This window comes from Metapseudomonas cellulosilytica (assembly GCF_049334135.1).
Taxonomy (GTDB): Bacteria; Pseudomonadota; Gammaproteobacteria; order Pseudomonadales; family Pseudomonadaceae; genus Metapseudomonas.
Genome location: NZ_JBHZGN010000015.1, coordinates 66,753 through 81,995, shown reverse-complemented (window position 1 = coordinate 81,995; position 15,243 = coordinate 66,753). Strand labels below are relative to the sequence as shown.

Here is a 15,243-nt window from a genome sequence, read left to right as displayed (position 1 = left end):
TTTTCCAAACAATAAAATCAGGATTTCGCACATGAACGCCCGCGTTCGCATCCCGGTGCATACCGAACAGCACGCCCCCTCCTACTACGCCGCGACCGCCAATCGTCGCATCGAGTACCCACCCCTGGCGGGAGAGGAGCTGGCCGACGTGTGCATTGTCGGTGGCGGTTTCTCCGGGCTGAACACGGCAATCGAGCTGGCCCGGCGTGGCCGCAAGGTTGTGCTGCTGGAAGCCCGGCGGATCGGCTGGGGCGCCAGCGGACGCAACGGCGGGCAACTGATCCGCGGGGTCGGCCATGGCGTCGAGCAGTTCGAGCCGGTGATCGGTGCCGATGGGGTGCGCGCCCTCAAGCTGATGGGCCTGGAAGCGGTGGAGATCGTCCGCCAGCGCGTCGAGGAATTCTCCATCGACTGCGACCTGACCTGGGGCTACTGCGACCTGGCCAACAAGCCGAGCCACCTCGCCGGCTTCGCCGAAGACATGGAAGAACTCAAAGGCCTCGGCTACCGCCACGAGCTGCGCCTGGTACAGCCCCACGAGATGCGCAGTGTGGTGGGCTCGGACCAGTACGTGGGCGGCCTGATCGACATGGGTTCCGGCCACCTGCATCCGCTCAATCTGGTCCTGGGCGAGGCCGCTGCGGCCGAGTCCCTCGGCGTTCGCCTGTTCGAAAACTCCGCAGTGACGCGCATCGACTACGGCCCCGAAGTGAAGGTGCACACCGCCCGTGGCCAGGTCCGGGCAAAGACCCTGGTGCTGGGCTGCAACGCCTACATGAACAACCTCAATTCCACCCTCGGCGGCAAGGTGCTGCCCGCCGGCAGCTACGTAATCGCCACCGAGCCGCTGCCCGCCGAGCTGGCCCATGAACTGCTGCCGCAGAACATGGCGGTCTGCGACCAGCGCGTGGCCCTGGACTACTACCGTCTCTCCGCCGACAACCGCCTGCTGTTCGGCGGAGCCTGCCACTACTCCGGGCGCGATCCGGCGGATATCGGCGCCTACATGCAACCAAAGATGCTCAAGGTCTTCCCGCAGCTGCGGGACGTGCGCGTCGACTACCAGTGGGGCGGCATGATCGGCATCGGCGCCAACCGCCTGCCGCAGATCGGCCGGCTGCCGGACCAGCCCAACGTCTATTTCGCCCAGGCCTATTCCGGCCACGGCGTGAACGCCACCCACCTGGCCGGCAAGCTGCTGGCCGAGGCGATCTGCGGCGAGCAGAGCAACGGCTTCGATATCTTCTCCAGGGTGCCGCACATCACCTTCCCGGGAGGCCCCCACCTGCGCTCGCCGCTGCTGGCCCTGGGCATGCTCTGGTACCGGATGAAGGAAGCGGCGGGGATCGCCTGATCCCCTTTGGTGGAAATCCGCCACGCGGATTTCCACCCTGCCTGTGGGAGCTAACTCATTCGCGAGAATGGCCTATTACCGAGCTGGCCTGCGAACTCCCTCACCCCCGGCCCCTCTCCCGGAGGGAGAGGGGTGACTCAGGCCCCACCTCATGGAGCACCTGCCGGCCCCTTTTTCTCAGTCGGCTACCGCCTCGGCATCGCCCTCGAACAGCTCGCGGTTCCAGGCCAGCCAGACGAATCCAGCGGCGCCCAGGGCCATGATCAGCGGCAGGGCATGGCCGCTGATCCACTGGCTTGCGGCACCGGTCAGCAGCGGGCCGACCAGGCAGCCGATGCCCCAGAGCTGGGCGATATGGGCATTGGCCCGCACCAGTTCGTCATCCCGATATCGCTCGCCGATCAGGATCAGCGCCAGGGTGAAGAGCCCACCGGCGCTGGCGCCGAACAGCACCCAGAGCGGCCAGATCAGCGGCGTGTGCAGCAGCAGCGGCACGCCGAGGCTGCTCAGCAGCAGGATCAGGCCGCAGGCGCGGAACAGGTTGCGCCGGGACATGCGGTCGGCCAGCCAGCCGATGGGCAGTTGCAGGGCGGCATCGCCCACCACCACCACGCTGGCCATCAGCAGCGCCACGTCCTGGCTGAAGCCCTGGCGCAGGCCGTAAATCGGCAGCAAGGTCAGCATCATGGCTTCGAACGCGGCGAACAGCACCACCGCCCAGGCGATGGTAGGCAGGCGCATGCAGAAGGACCAGAGCCCGCGCCCCGAGGCGCTGTGGGCATCGACGCTGGGCGCACCGCTGCGGCCGAGCAGCAGCAGGGAACCGCCCACCAGCAGGCCGGTGCCGGTCCAGAAGCCTGAATCGTTGCCGGTGCCCAGGGCGCTCAGCAGCAGCGGGCCGGAAAGCTGGCTCAGCGCGTAGCCGGTGCCGTAGAGGGCCACCAGGCGCCCGCGCCACTGCTCCACCGCAAGCTGGTTGATCCAGCTCTCGCCGAGGATGAAGACCACCGTCAGGGCGACACCGATAAGCAGCCGCAGCACCAGCCAGACCGGGTAGACCTGTACCAGCGCCAGCATGGCCACCGACAGGGCGCCCACCAGCAGGCACAGCTGCATCAGTGTGGTGGTTCCGAAGCGCGCAGCCAGTCGTCCGGCGATTACCGCACCGAGCAATACGCCCACCGCAGGCGTGGCGGCCATCACACCGATGGCGAAACTGTCGTAGCCCCAGCTTTCCAGCCGCAGCGACACCAGCGGCATGGTCACGCCCAGGGCGAGGCCGATGCTGATGACTGCGCCACAGACGGCGAAATAGGTTCCCCAACGCATCGCCGATGTCCTCCCTTTCCGTGTGGGGCAAAGCAAAAAAGGCCGGGCTCCATAACTGGAAACCCGGCCGCAGGCGTGGCTCGCAGAGCCGGCCCCTCGAATCGCGAGGGGCGGACCTCAATGTGGTATCAGAGCTTGATCCAGGTGGACTTCAGCTCGGTGTACTTGTCGAACGCGTGCAGCGACTTGTCGCGGCCGTTGCCGGATTGCTTGAAGCCGCCGAAGGGCGCGGTCATGTCACCACCGTCGTACTGGTTGATCCAGACGCTGCCAGCGCGCAGGGCCTTGCCGACCAGGTGGGCGCGGGACAGGTTGTTGGTCCACACCGCCGCGGCCAGGCCGTAGATGGTGTCGTTGGCGATGGCGACGGCTTCTTCTTCACTGTCGAAGGCGATGACCGAGAGCACCGGGCCGAAGATCTCTTCCTTGGCGATGCGCATGGCGTTGCTCACGCCGTCGAAGATGGTCGGCTCGACGTAGGTGCCGCCGGTTTCTTCCATCACGCGCTTGCCGCCGGCTACCAGCTTGGCGCCGTCGTCATGGCCGGCCTGGATGTAGGACAGCACGTTGTTCATCTGGGTGGTGTCGACCAGGGCACCGACGTTGGTCGCCGGGTCCAGCGGGTTGCCCGGTTTCCAGGCCTTGATCGCCTCGACCACCATGGGCACGAACTTGTCCTTGATGGAGCGCTCCACCAGCAGGCGCGAACCGGCGGTGCAGACTTCACCCTGGTTGAAGGCGATGGCGCCGGCCGCGGCTTCGGCGGCAGCCTGCAGGTCGGGAGCGTCGGCGAAGACGATGTTCGGGCTCTTGCCGCCGGCTTCCAGCCAGACGCGCTTCATGTTGGATTCGCCGGCGTAGATCATCAGTTGCTTCGCGATCTTGGTGGAGCCGGTGAATACCAGGGTGTCAACGTCCATGTGCAGGGCCAGGGCCTTGCCCACGGTGTGGCCGAAGCCCGGCAGCACGTTGAACACGCCCGCCGGAATGCCGGCCTCGATTGCCAGTTGGGCGATGCGGATACCGGTCAGCGGCGACTTCTCGGACGGTTTGAGGACGATGGAGTTGCCGGTGGACAGCGCCGGGCCGAGCTTCCAGCAAGTCATCAGCAGGGGGAAGTTCCACGGCACGATGGCGGCGACCACGCCCACCGGCTCACGGGTCACCAGGCCCAGTTCGTTGTGCGGGGTGGCGGCGACTTCATCGTAGATCTTGTCGATGGCCTCACCACTCCAGCGGATGGCGCGGGACGCGGACGGCACGTCGACGCTCAGCGAGTCACCGATCGGCTTGCCCATGTCCAGGGTTTCCAGCAGGGCCAGCTCTTCGGCGTGGGCATCGATCAGGTCGGCGAAGCGGATCATCACCTGCTTGCGCTTGACCGGGGCCATGCGCGACCAGACGCCGGACTCGAACGTGGCGCGGGCATCTTTCACGGCCAGCTCGGCGTCGGCCAGGTCACAGCTGGCAACCTTGCCCAGCAGGCGGCCGTCGATCGGGCTGATGCAGTCGAAGGTCTCGCCGGAAACGGAGCCGGTGTACTCGCCATGGATGAAGGCGCGGGTCTCGATCTGCACGGACTTGGCGCGTTGTTCCCAGTCAGCACGGGTCAGGGTGGTCATGGAGCTTTCCTCTTATTAGAAGAGTGCCGCCAGCTCAGGGCATGCACTGTCAAAAATTCTGCAAGGCCGACCTACGAATGGCCATCCTCGCAACCCTAAACCAGACACGCGAGCCTTTTCAATATATTTGACAAAATTCCGCCAAACACCCTTGCCTTGTTCAATTTATCAAACATAGACTGCCACCAGACCATTACAACTACTCACCTTGCCTTTTCCGGTGCCCACAATGACCGATGCCTTTGCGCCACAACCGGGCAGAATATCCAACAGCCTCGATGACTTCTGGATGCCCTTTACCGCCAATCGCCAGTTCAAGGCCAACCCGCGCCTGCTGGAAAGCGCCGAAGGGATGTACTTCACCAGCAGTGATGGACGCCAGGTGCTGGATGGCACCGCCGGCCTCTGGTGCTGCAACGCCGGCCACGGCCGCCGCGAGATCACCGAGGCGGTGAGCCGGCAGATCGCCAAACTGGACTTCGCCCCCACCTTCCAGATGGGCCACCCGCTGCCCTTCGAACTGGCCGAGCGCCTGGCCGATGTGGCACCCAAGGGCCTGAGCAAGGTGTTCTTCACCAACTCCGGCTCGGAATCCGCGGATACCGCCCTGAAGATCGCCCTCGCCTACCAGCGCGCCATCGGCCAGGGCACCCGCACCCGCCTGATCGGCCGCGAGCTGGGCTACCACGGCGTCGGCTTCGGCGGCATCTCGGTGGGCGGCATGGTCAACAACCGCAAGGCTTTCCCCGCCCTGCTACCGAACGTGGACCACCTGCCGCACACCCTGGATATCCAGCGCAATGCCTTCAGCCGCGGCCTGCCGGAGTTCGGCATCGAGAAGGCCGACGAACTGGAGCGCCTGGTCACCCTGCACGGCGCCGAGAACATCGCCGCCGTGATCGTCGAACCCATGTCCGGTTCGGCCGGTGTGATCCTGCCGCCGGTGGGCTATCTGCAGCGCCTGCGGGAGATCACCCGCAAGCACGGCATCCTGTTGATCTTCGACGAGGTCATCACCGGTTTCGGCCGCGTCGGCCAGGCCTTCGCCGCCCAGCGCTGGGGCGTCACTCCGGACATCATCACCTGCGCCAAGGGCCTGACCAACGGCGCCATTCCGATGGGCGCGGTGTTCGTCGCCGAGGAGATCCACCAGGCCTTCATGCAGGGCCCGGAAAGCGCCATCGAGTTCTTCCACGGCTATACCTATTCCGGCCACCCGGTGGCCTGCGCCGCCGCGCTGGCGACCCTGGACATCTACCAGGGCGAGCGCCTGTTCGAGCGCGCCATCGAACTGGAAGGCTATTGGCAGGATGCCCTGCTCAGCCTGAGGGATCTGCCCAACGTGATCGACATCCGTGCCGTGGGCCTGGTCGGCGGCGTGCAGTTGGCACCGAGCGCCGAAGGCGTGGGCAAGCGCGGCTTCCAGGTCTTCGAGCAGTGCTTCCACGACGGCGTGATGGTGCGCGTCACCGGCGACACCATCGCCATGTCGCCGCCGCTGATCGTGGAGAAGGAACAGATCGACATTCTCGTCGGCAAGCTCGCCGACGCCATCCGCAAGGCCGCCTGAACAGGGACCGCACCATGAACATCCAGCAGATCGTCGACTTCGCCCAGGCCACCACCGCTCCGGAACACTACCGCCCGGCAGCCGAGAAGATTCTCAAGGGCGACCCCGAGCAGAGCGTGCGCAACCACTACGGCAGCCCCTGCGGGCAATTCAACGTGGGCATCTGGGAGGGCGCCGTGGGCCACTGGACGGTGAGCTACACCGAGCACGAGTACTGCGAGATTCTCCAGGGCGTGTCGGTGATTCGCGATGCGGACGGCAACGCCAAGACCGTGCGCGCCGGCGACCGCTTCGTGATTCCGGCCGGCTTCTCCGGCACCTGGGAAGTGCTGGAGCCCTGCCGCAAGGTCTACGTGATTTTCGAACAGGCCGCCCGCTGAGCCTGTTCGCCCGCCATGCTTGTCACCCTTCAGCCCGCCTCTGGCGGGCTTTTTTATGGGCACGGGCAAGAGAACGGCTCTTGTAGGATGGGTGGAGCGGAGCGATACCCATGCTGCCGCGTGAAGATCGATGGGTATCGCAAGCTCGCGGAACACCGCCCGCCCCATCCGACGGCTCCTCAGTCCGTAGCCCGGATGAAATCCGGGGAAATCCCCACCCGCGCTCCCGGATTGCATCCGGGCTACAGCTGGGCCCAGCCCCATCAGCCAGAGGCAAATCCCGGGCATGAAAAAGCCCGCACTGGGCGGGCTTCTTCGCAAGGGCAGGATCAATTACTTGATCTTGGCTTCCTTGTAGATCACGTGCTTGCGCACAACCGGATCGAATTTCTTGATCTCGATCTTGTCGGGAGTGGTGCGCTTGTTCTTGTCGGTGGTGTAGAAATGGCCGGTACCGGCACTGGACACCAGACGGATCAGTTCACGCATGATTAGCTCCTTAAACCTTTTCGCCGCGAGCGCGCAGTTCAGACAGAACTACGTCGATGCCGCGCTTGTCGATGATACGCATGCCCTTGGCGGAAACGCGCAGACGCACAAAGCGCTTCTCGGACTCGACCCAGAAGCGATGGTGCTGCAGGTTCGGCAGGAAACGACGACGGGTTTTGTTGTTTGCGTGGGAAATGTTGTTCCCAGTAGCCGGACCCTTACCGGTTACTTGACAGACTCTCGACATACCTCAGCCCTCTAAACCACATGCCCAACCCGGCATGGGTTGGCCGCTTGAACTCTCACATTGTGGGCGCTTGAGCGCCCGTCTCGTCAGGGTCTTACCGGCCGCAATTAGACTGCGAAAGACCGGGCCCCCAGAAAAGAGCGCTGCTTTATATCAGAAAGACCCTAGTGCAGCAAGGGCCGCAGCGTTTTACCCACAGGCCCGCCAACCCCTCAATTGTACCCGCACCGGCGCTGCAAGGCCGCCCGAGCGCAGCGACCGCTCGTCGCCCGCCGCGCATTGTTCGGCGGCCGGCCATGGTCTAGGGTAAGGCCTTTGGCCCGAAGCGGGCCCATCCGCCATCGCAAAGGAGTCTGCCATGCGTTTTGCCGCCCTGCCGCTGCTGTTCGCCCCGCTGCTCGCCCAGGCCGCGACCCTCAGCGTCTGCACCGAGGCCAGCCCCGAGGGCTTCGACGTGGTGCAGTACAACTCCCTGACCACCACCAACGCCTCGGCCGACGTGCTGATGAGCCGCCTGGTGGAATTCGACCCGCAGCGCGGCCAGCTGGTCCCCGGCCTGGCCGAGCGCTGGGAGGTCTCAGCTGACGGGCTGAGCTACACCTTCCACCTGCGCCAGGGCGTTACCTTCCATGCCACGGATTACTTCAAGCCTAGCCGCCCGCTGAATGCCGACGACGTCGTCTTCAGCTTCCGGCGCATGCTGGATCCCACCAACCCCTGGCACAAGGTGGCCCAGAGCGGCTTCCCCCACGCCCAGTCGATGCAGCTGCCGAGCCTGATCAAGAGCGTCGACAAGCTGGACGAGCAGCAGGTGCGCTTCAGCCTGAACAAGCCGGACGCCACCTTCCTCGCGACCCTGAGCATGGGCTTCGCTTCTATCTACTCCGCCGAATACGCCGACCAGCTGATGAAAGCCGGCACTCCGGAAAAGCTCAATGCCCAGCCCATCGGCACCGGACCCTTCGTCTTCCGTCGCTTCCAGAAGGACGCCACGGTGCGCTATGCGGCCAACCCGGACTATTTCGGCGGCAAGCCGGGCGTCGACGGCCTGGTATTCGCCATCACGCCGGACGCCAATGTGCGCCTGCAGAAGCTGCGCCGCGGCGAGTGCCAGATCGCCTTGTCACCCAAGCCGCTGGATGTGCGATCCGCCGCCGGAGACAAGAACATCCGGGTGATCGAGACCCCGGCCTTCATGACCGCCTTCGTCGGCATCAACAGCCAGCACCCGCCCCTGGACAAGCCCCAGGTACGCCAGGCGATCAACCTCGCCTTCGACAAACAGAGCTACCTCAAGGCCGTCTTCGAAGGCAGCGCCACCGCCGCCGATGGCCCCTACCCGCCGAATACCTGGAGCTACGCCAGGAACCTGCCCGCGTACTCCCACGATCCGCAGAAGGCCAAGGCGCTGTTGGCCGAGGCCGGCCTTGCGGACGGCTTCAAGACCACCATCTGGACCCGCCCCTCCGGCAGCCTGCTCAACCCTAACCCCAGCCTCGGCGCGCAGTTGCTGCAGGCGGACCTGGCCAAAGTGGGCATCCAGGCGGAGATCCGCGTGATCGAATGGGGCGAGCTGATCCGCCGCGCCAAGGCCGGCGAACATGATCTGCTGTTCATGGGCTGGGCCGGCGACAATGGCGATCCGGACAACTTCCTCACCCCGCAGTTTTCCTGCGCCTCGGTGCAGTCCGGCCTCAACTTCGCGCGCTACTGCAACGCCGACCTCGACAAGCTGATCAGCGATGGCAAGAGCCACACCGCCCAGGGCGAGCGCACCGCGCTCTATGAAAAGGCCCAGCAGCTCATCCGCGAGCAGGCACTCTGGCTACCCCTGGCCCACCCCACCGCCTTCGCCCTGACCCGCACCAATGTCGAGGGCTATCAGGTCAGCCCCTTCGGCCGACAGGACTTTTCCAGGGTGCGCCTGAACTAGATCATTCCGCGCTCCGCCATGGACAGCGGCTCGCCGTCCCCCACGATGAAGTGGTCCAGCACCCGCACATCGATCAGCGCCAGCGCCTCCTTGAGGCGCTGGGTCAGCTGGTGGTCGGCCTGGCTGGGTTCGGCGACGCCCGAGGGGTGGTTGTGGCTGAGGATCAGGGCCGCGGCATTGTGCGCCAGGGCGCGCTTGACCACCTGGCGCGGGTAAACGCTGGCGCCATCGACGGTGCCGTGGAACAGCACCTCGAAGGCCAGCACCCGGTGTTTGGCATCGAGGAACAGGCAGGCGAACTGCTCGTGCCGGGAATGGCGCAGCTGCGCCTTGAGGAAGTCGCGGACCGCCTGCGGGCTCTCCAGCGCGGAATTGCGGCGCAATCCCTCGGCGAGATGACGGCGCCCCATTTCCAGCACCGCCTGCAGCTGGGCGAATTTGGCCGGCCCCAGGCCAAGATGCTGGCTGAAGTCATGCAGCTCGGCGTCCAGCAATGCGCGCAGGCTGCCGAACTCGTTGAGCAGGTGGCGTGCAAGGTCGACCGCGCTGCGCCCGGCAACTCCGGTACGCAGGAAAATGGCGAGAAGTTCGGCGTCGCTCAGGGCCGCCGCCCCCAGTTCAATAAGCTTCTCCCGCGGGCGCTCGCCCGCGGGCCAGTTGCGGATGCTCATGTTGCCTCCATGATTGAGCCGCGCCGCTGTTCCAGTGCGGGCGCTGTGCTATCTTAACCCACCTTTTTGCGCGGCGATCGGCCTGGGGAGGCGCCTTCGCCGCAGCGCATCGTCAACCTCCATAAAAGGCAGGCCTATGCAGCGGCTCTATCGGAAACGCATCCTCTTGGGCGTGGGCGGCGGTATTGCCGCCTACAAGAGCGCTGAACTGGTCCGCCGGCTGCGCGACCAGGGCGCCGAGGTCCGCGTGGTCATGACCCAGGGCGGCCGCGAGTTCATCACCCCGCTGACCCTCCAGGCGCTCTCCGGCCACCCTGTTCACCTCGACCTGCTCGATCCCGCCGCCGAAGCGGCCATGGGTCATATCGAACTGGCCCGCTGGGCCGATCTGGTACTGATCGCGCCGGCCACCGCCGACCTGATGGCGCGCCTGGCCCAGGGCGTGGCGGACGACCTGCTGACCACCCTGGTGCTGGCCACCGACGCCCCGGTAGCCCTGGCCCCGGCGATGAACCAGGCCATGTGGCGCGACCCGGCCACCCAAGCCAACCTGGAAATCCTCAGCCGCCGCGGCCTGCGCCTGTTCGGCCCGGCCGCCGGCAGCCAGGCCTGCGGCGACGTCGGCCTGGGCCGCATGCTGGAGGCCGAGGAACTGGCCCAGCGCGCCGCCGACTGCTTCGAGCACCGCGCCCTCACCGGCCGCCATGTGCTGATCACCGCGGGCCCGACCCAGGAAAACATCGACCCGGTGCGCTACATCACCAACCACAGCTCCGGGAAGATGGGCTTCGCCCTGGCCGAGGCCGCGGTGGAAGCAGGCGCCAAGGTGACCCTGATCACCGGCCCGGTCCACCTGCCCACGCCGGACCGGGTCAACCGTATCGATGTGGTCAGCGCCCGCGACATGCTGGCCGCCTGCGAAGCGGCCATGCCCTGCGACCTGCTGATCGCCGCCGCGGCGGTAGCCGACTACCGTCCGGAAGTGGTCGCGCAGCACAAGATGAAGAAGGACCCGACCAGCGGCGAGGGCCTGCTGCTGCAGCTGGTGCGCAACCCCGATATCCTCGCGACCCTCGCCAGCCGACCCGACCGCCCCTTCAGCGTGGGTTTCGCCGCCGAAACCGAGAACCTGCTCGAGTACGCCTCGCGCAAGCTCAAGGACAAGAACCTCGACCTGATCGTCGCCAATGACGTGGCCAACCCCAGCATCGGCTTCAACAGCGAGGAAAACGCCATCACCGTCATCGACCGCGACCTGGCCCAGAGCAGCTTCGCCCAGACCAGCAAGGGCAAGATCGCCCGCCAGCTGATCACCTTCATCGCCGACCGCCTCAACCAGGCCTGAGATTCCATGCACTCACTGCAAGCCAAGATCCTCGATTCCCGCATCGGCAGCGAATTCCCGCTGCCGCAATACGCTACTCCGGGCTCCGCCGGCCTCGACCTGCGTGCCATGCTCAAGGAAGAAATCGTCCTCGAGCCGGGGCAGACCGTGCTCATTCCCACCGGGCTGTCGATCCACATCGCCGACCCGGGACTGGCGGCGCTGGTCCTGCCGCGCTCGGGCCTCGGCCACAAGCACGGCGTGGTGCTGGGCAACCTGGTGGGCCTGATCGACTCCGATTACCAGGGCGAGCTGATGGTGTCCTGCTGGAACCGTGGCCAGACCGCCTTCCGCATCGCCATTGGCGAGCGCATCGCCCAACTGGTACTGGTGCCTGTGGTCCAGGCACACTTCGAGCTGGTCGACGAGTTCCACGAAAGCCAGCGCGGCGCCGGCGGTTTCGGTCACACCGGCAGCCACTGACCGCCCGCCATCAGGATGAACCGCCGAGGAGCCTTTCAGTGAAACTCTTCAAGCGCAGCAGCAAGGATGCCGCCCCCAATGGATCGACCAGCCTGCCGGCTGGTGCGAAGCCTGGGCGCGCAGGCGCGGACGACCTGCTTCCGGGCACCCTTGCGGCCCTGACCGGAGTGGCCGCCGCCGGCGCCCTGCTCTGGTTCGGCCTGATCCATCCCGCCGAGCAGAACCGGGTCGACCAACTCAGCCAGGCCTGGGGGGGCAGCCAGGCCGCCACCCTGCGCCAGGCCATTGCCCAGCTGCATGCCGAGACTGCCACGGCCGCCCACGACCCCAGCCTGATCGACGCCCTCAACAGCGGCGACACCGGCCGCCTGATGGCCGCCGAGCGCGGCCTGGGCTATCGCGACGGGGTAGTCGACGCACATCTCAACCTGCCGGGCCAGGCCCAGCAGAACAGCCAGCGCGCCGGACCGATGAACTTTGCCGCCCTGGACATGCTGCGTCGCCTGGAAGCCGGGCAGCAGCCCAGCCCCGAAGCGTACAAGGTCAACCAGCGCTGGCTGGTCTACAGCACCGCTCCGCTGCGCCTGGACGACACGAGCACGCCCCGGGGCACCTTGCTGCTGGTATTCGACCTCGAGCATCTGCTGGGCAGCCTGCCAATACTGCCAGCGGACATCGGCCAGCTGCAGTTGACCCAGCAATTTCGCAATTCCCCGGCCCAGATCCTGGCCCAGCGCGGCCAGGCCGCCGATGCCGTCCCCATCGCCCTGGACAGCGGCAACCCGAACTGGAAGCTCAGCTTCACGCCAGGCCCGGCCCTGACCGAAGTGCCGTTCTCGCCCCTGCTGCTGGCCCTGGCCGCCCTGCTCGCCCTGGGCGGCGCCGTGGCCGGCCTGAAGCTCAGCCAGGGCGCCCTGCTACGCAAGCTGCGCGACGACGCTCAGCAACTCAATCAGCTGTTGCAAGAACTCTCGAACGGCAAGAGCGTCAAAGCCTTCAGTCTGCGCCTGCCGGCGCTGGACAGCCTGGCCCAGACACTCGTTCGCCAGCCAAGGCGCAAACCCGAGCCGGCGCCGGACAATGGCCAGGTCCAGACGGCCGCCAGCAACCCTGTTGCCCCGGCACCCGTTCGACCGGCCAAATCGGCCGACCCGCTTTTCCAAGATACCGACATTCTCGATATCGACATCCTCGACGACGACCAGGACTTCCTGGGATTGGAGCAAGCCCCCGCCATGACCAGCATCGAAAAGATCGCCCCCACCCTGCCCGCCAGCATTTTCCGCGCGTATGACATCCGCGGCGTGGTCGGCGACACCCTCACCACCGAGACCGCCTATTGGGTTGGCCGCGCCATCGGCTCGGAGAGCCTGGCCCGCGGCGAAGCCTGCGTCTCCGTTGGCCGCGACGGCCGCCTGTCCGGCCCCGAGCTGGTCCAGGCGCTGATCCAGGGCCTGCTGGACTGCGGCTGCCAGGTCAGCGACGTCGGCATGGTGCCGACCCCGGCGCTCTACTACGCGGCCAACGTGCTGGCCGGCAAGTCCGGCGTGATGCTCACCGGCAGCCACAACCCGCCGGACTACAACGGCTTCAAGATCATGGTCGCCGGCGAAACCCTCGCCAACGAGCAGATCACCGCCCTGCACACCCGCATCCAGAACAACGACCTGGCCAGCGGCGTCGGCAGCGTCGAAGTGGTCGACGTACTGGACCGCTACTTCCAGGAAATCCGTGACGACATCGCCATGGCCAAGTCGATGAAGGTCGTGGTGGACTGCGGCAACGGCGTGGCCGGCGTGATCGCCCCGCAGCTGATCGAAGCCCTGGGCTGCACCGTGATCCCGCTCTACTGCGACGTCGACGGCACCTTCCCCAACCACCACCCGGACCCGGGCAAGCCCGAGAACCTGGAAGACCTGATCGCCAAGGTGAAGGAAGAAGGCGCCGACCTGGGCCTGGCCTTCGACGGCGACGGCGACCGCGTCGGCGTGGTGACCAACGAAGGCACCATCATCTACCCCGACCGCCTGCTGATGCTGTTCGCCAAGGACGTGGTATCGCGCAATCCGGGCGCCGACATCATCTTCGACGTCAAGTGCACCCGCCGCCTGACCTCCCTCATCAGCGGCTACGGTGGCCGCCCGGTGATGTGGAAGACCGGCCACTCGCTGATCAAGAAGAAGATGAAGGAAACCGGCGCGCTGCTGGCCGGCGAAATGAGCGGCCACATCTTCTTCAAGGAGCGCTGGTACGGCTTCGACGACGGCATCTACAGCGCCGCCCGCCTGCTGGAAATCCTCAGCCAGGACAAGCGTGACGCAGAAACTGTGTTCTCGGCCTTCCCGAAAGACGTCTCCACTCCGGAAATCAACATCACCGTCACCGACGAGAGCAAGTTCCGCCTGATCGAGCGCCTGCAGCGCGAGGCCAGCTGGGGCGAAGCCAACCTCACCACCCTCGATGGCGTGCGTGTCGATTATCCGAAGGGCTGGGGCCTGGTCCGCGCCTCCAACACGACCCCCGTGCTGGTGCTGCGCTTCGAGGCCGACACCGAGGAAGAACTGGAGCGCATCAAGCAGGTGTTCCGCAGCCAGCTCAACCTCATCGCCCCTGAACTCAACCTGCCGTTCTGATCCGTTGCACTGGAGTCCAGCATGACCCTCAGCCTCGACGCTGCTTCCCAAGTCGCCCAGGTCCTGTCCGAAGCGCTGCCCTACATCCGCCGCTTCGTCGGCAAGACCCTGGTGGTCAAGTACGGCGGCAACGCCATGGAAAGCGACGAGCTGAAGGCCAGCTTCGCCCGCGACGTGGTGCTGATGAAGGCCGTCGGCATCAATCCGGTGGTGGTGCATGGCGGCGGCCCGCAGATCGGTGACCTGCTCAAGCGCCTGTCCATCGAGAGCCACTTCATCGACGGCATGCGCGTCACCGACGCGCAGACCATGGACGTGGTGGAGATGGTCCTGGGCGGCCAGGTGAACAAGGACATCGTCAACCTGATCAACCGCCACGGCGGCAGCGCCATTGGCCTGACCGGCAAGGACGCCGAGCTGATCCGCGCGAAGAAGCTCACCGTCACCCGCCAGACCCCGGAGATGACCCAGCCGGAGATCATCGACATCGGTCACGTGGGCGAGGTCGCCAGCGTCAACACCGACCTGCTGGACATGCTGGTCAAGGGCGACTTCATCCCGGTGATCGCGCCCATCGGCGTCGGCGCCAACGGCGAGTCCTACAACATCAACGCCGACCTGGTGGCCGGCAAGGTGGCCGAGGCGCTGAAGGCCGAGAAGCTGATGCTGCTCACCAACATCGCCGGCCTGATGGACAAGCAGGGCAGTGTGCTCACCGGCCTGTCCACCGAGCAGGTCAACGACCTGATCGCCGACGGTACCATCTACGGCGGCATGCTGCCGAAGATCCGCTGCGCCCTGGACGCGGTGCAGGGTGGCGTGAACGCCGCGCACATCATCGACGGCCGCGTGCCCCACGCGGTGCTGCTGGAGATCTTCACCGACAGCGGCGTCGGCACCCTGATCACCAACCGCAAGCGCCACTGATCCACCGCCGCGGTGTGCGCCAGCACACCGCGGCAACCCTTCCCCGCCGCTCCGTCACTTCTCGGCGATGGAGAGCGCCTGCTCCGGCAGACCACCGCTACCCTCGCTACCAAATGTCGTCGGACTCAGCCCCGTCCAGCATTTGAACGCGCGCCTGACACTGCGTATGCCCCTGTAACCGATCTCCTCGGTGATGCGCTCGACGGACATTTCCCGGTTGGCCAGCAGGCTCATCGCCCGCGCAGGCCGTACCTGCTCCAGCAATGCCTCGAACGTCAGCG

The 15,243-nt window shown here is 66.1% G+C and carries 13 protein-coding genes and 1 pseudogene; 8 read left to right on the top strand and 6 right to left on the bottom strand.

The genetic code is table 11. From position 1 onward, the window contains the following. Positions 1 to 31 precede the first annotated feature (31 nt). Positions 32 to 1,354 carry an NAD(P)/FAD-dependent oxidoreductase gene (locus ACFW0H_RS19195; RefSeq protein ID WP_422915453.1) on the top strand — a complete coding sequence of 441 codons (1,323 nt, stop codon included), beginning with the start codon at positions 32 to 34 and terminating at the stop codon, positions 1,352 to 1,354. 177 nt (positions 1,355 to 1,531) lie between these two features. Here the strand turns inward: ACFW0H_RS19195 and ACFW0H_RS19190 are convergent, their stop codons facing one another. Together ACFW0H_RS19190 and ACFW0H_RS19185 are read right to left on the bottom strand one after the other, a co-directional pair. After that, the gene (locus tag ACFW0H_RS19190; protein WP_422915452.1) at positions 1,532 to 2,683 is read right to left on the bottom strand and encodes an MFS transporter; all 1,152 of its coding nucleotides are present in this window, start codon (positions 2,681 to 2,683) and stop codon (positions 1,532 to 1,534) included. 128 nt (positions 2,684 to 2,811) lie between these two features. Beyond that, positions 2,812 to 4,305 (bottom strand): aldehyde dehydrogenase, encoded by a 1,494-nt coding sequence (locus ACFW0H_RS19185; protein ID WP_422915451.1) that lies wholly within the window; start codon positions 4,303 to 4,305, stop codon positions 2,812 to 2,814. Between the two features lie 229 nt (positions 4,306 to 4,534). Between ACFW0H_RS19185 and aptA the strand changes: the two genes are divergently transcribed. Further along, complete coding sequence (gene aptA, locus ACFW0H_RS19180) at positions 4,535 to 5,875, top strand: omega-aminotransferase AptA (RefSeq protein ID WP_422915450.1); 1,341 nt, start codon at positions 4,535 to 4,537, stop codon at positions 5,873 to 5,875. Between the two features lie 14 nt (positions 5,876 to 5,889). Further along, positions 5,890 to 6,255: a cupin domain-containing protein gene (locus tag ACFW0H_RS19175; RefSeq protein ID WP_422915449.1), complete on the top strand. Its 366-nt coding sequence runs from the start codon at positions 5,890 to 5,892 to the stop codon at positions 6,253 to 6,255. Positions 6,256 to 6,588: 333 nt separating this feature from the next. Here ACFW0H_RS19175 and rpmG read toward each other — a convergent pair whose 3' ends face one another. Together rpmG and rpmB are read right to left on the bottom strand one after the other, a co-directional pair. Further along, on the bottom strand, positions 6,589 to 6,744 hold the full coding sequence (gene rpmG / locus ACFW0H_RS19170) for a 50S ribosomal protein L33 (RefSeq protein ID WP_003457707.1): 156 nt from the start codon (positions 6,742 to 6,744) through the stop codon (positions 6,589 to 6,591). Positions 6,745 to 6,754: 10 nt separating this feature from the next. Then, positions 6,755 to 6,991 (bottom strand): 50S ribosomal protein L28, encoded by a 237-nt coding sequence (gene rpmB / locus ACFW0H_RS19165; RefSeq protein WP_044400708.1) that lies wholly within the window; start codon positions 6,989 to 6,991, stop codon positions 6,755 to 6,757. 358 nt (positions 6,992 to 7,349) lie between these two features. On the opposite strand from rpmB, the gene ACFW0H_RS19160 reads away from it, so the two are divergent. Continuing rightward, positions 7,350 to 8,924, top strand: coding sequence for an ABC transporter substrate-binding protein (locus tag ACFW0H_RS19160; RefSeq protein WP_422915448.1), 1,575 nt, complete (start codon positions 7,350 to 7,352; stop codon positions 8,922 to 8,924). Here ACFW0H_RS19160 and radC read toward each other — a convergent pair. Beyond that, on the bottom strand, positions 8,921 to 9,595 hold the full coding sequence (radC, locus tag ACFW0H_RS19155) for a RadC family protein (RefSeq protein WP_422915447.1): 675 nt from the start codon (positions 9,593 to 9,595) through the stop codon (positions 8,921 to 8,923). The two genes, ACFW0H_RS19160 and radC, sit on opposite strands and share 4 nt — an antisense overlap. A gap of 136 nt (positions 9,596 to 9,731) precedes the next feature. Between radC and coaBC the strand changes: the two genes are divergently transcribed. The 4 genes from coaBC (at position 9,732) to argB (ending at position 14,962) form a co-directional block, all read left to right on the top strand. Further along, positions 9,732 to 10,940: a bifunctional phosphopantothenoylcysteine decarboxylase/phosphopantothenate--cysteine ligase CoaBC gene (coaBC, locus tag ACFW0H_RS19150; protein WP_422915446.1), complete on the top strand. Its 1,209-nt coding sequence runs from the start codon at positions 9,732 to 9,734 to the stop codon at positions 10,938 to 10,940. A gap of 6 nt (positions 10,941 to 10,946) precedes the next feature. Then, positions 10,947 to 11,402, top strand: coding sequence for a dUTP diphosphatase (dut, locus tag ACFW0H_RS19145; protein ID WP_422915445.1), 456 nt, complete (start codon positions 10,947 to 10,949; stop codon positions 11,400 to 11,402). A 1,235-nt stretch (positions 11,403 to 12,637) separates the two neighbouring features. Continuing rightward, the gene (gene algC / locus ACFW0H_RS19140; protein WP_422915509.1) at positions 12,638 to 14,035 is read left to right on the top strand and encodes a phosphomannomutase/phosphoglucomutase; all 1,398 of its coding nucleotides are present in this window, start codon (positions 12,638 to 12,640) and stop codon (positions 14,033 to 14,035) included. A gap of 21 nt (positions 14,036 to 14,056) precedes the next feature. Then, entirely contained in the window at positions 14,057 to 14,962 is a 906-nt protein-coding gene (argB, locus tag ACFW0H_RS19135; protein WP_422915444.1) for an acetylglutamate kinase, read from the top strand. Positions 14,963 to 15,016: 54 nt separating this feature from the next. Here the strand turns inward: argB and ACFW0H_RS19130 are convergent. Next, a pseudogene (locus ACFW0H_RS19130) lies at positions 15,017 to 15,241 on the bottom strand (helix-turn-helix domain-containing protein); the annotation flags it as partial. Positions 15,242 to 15,243 lie beyond the last annotated feature (2 nt).

What these genes read in the sequence shown, in the direction of transcription:
- ACFW0H_RS19190 (WP_422915452.1), bottom strand. Translation starts at nt 2,683, where the DNA reads ATGCGTTGGGGAACCTATTTCGCCGTCTGTGGCGCAGTCATCAGCATC.
- ACFW0H_RS19195 (WP_422915453.1), top strand. Translation starts at nt 32, where the DNA reads ATGAACGCCCGCGTTCGCATCCCGGTGCATACCGAACAGCACGCCCCC.
- rpmG (WP_003457707.1), bottom strand. Translation starts at nt 6,744, where the DNA reads ATGCGTGAACTGATCCGTCTGGTGTCCAGTGCCGGTACCGGCCATTTC.
- rpmB (WP_044400708.1), bottom strand. Translation starts at nt 6,991, where the DNA reads ATGTCGAGAGTCTGTCAAGTAACCGGTAAGGGTCCGGCTACTGGGAAC.
- algC (WP_422915509.1), top strand. Translation starts at nt 12,638, where the DNA reads ATGACCAGCATCGAAAAGATCGCCCCCACCCTGCCCGCCAGCATTTTC.
- ACFW0H_RS19160 (WP_422915448.1), top strand. Translation starts at nt 7,350, where the DNA reads ATGCGTTTTGCCGCCCTGCCGCTGCTGTTCGCCCCGCTGCTCGCCCAG.
- dut (WP_422915445.1), top strand. Translation starts at nt 10,947, where the DNA reads ATGCACTCACTGCAAGCCAAGATCCTCGATTCCCGCATCGGCAGCGAA.
- radC (WP_422915447.1), bottom strand. Translation starts at nt 9,595, where the DNA reads ATGAGCATCCGCAACTGGCCCGCGGGCGAGCGCCCGCGGGAGAAGCTT.
- ACFW0H_RS19185 (WP_422915451.1), bottom strand. Translation starts at nt 4,305, where the DNA reads ATGACCACCCTGACCCGTGCTGACTGGGAACAACGCGCCAAGTCCGTG.
- coaBC (WP_422915446.1), top strand. Translation starts at nt 9,732, where the DNA reads ATGCAGCGGCTCTATCGGAAACGCATCCTCTTGGGCGTGGGCGGCGGT.
- ACFW0H_RS19175 (WP_422915449.1), top strand. Translation starts at nt 5,890, where the DNA reads ATGAACATCCAGCAGATCGTCGACTTCGCCCAGGCCACCACCGCTCCG.
- aptA (WP_422915450.1), top strand. Translation starts at nt 4,535, where the DNA reads ATGACCGATGCCTTTGCGCCACAACCGGGCAGAATATCCAACAGCCTC.
- argB (WP_422915444.1), top strand. Translation starts at nt 14,057, where the DNA reads ATGACCCTCAGCCTCGACGCTGCTTCCCAAGTCGCCCAGGTCCTGTCC.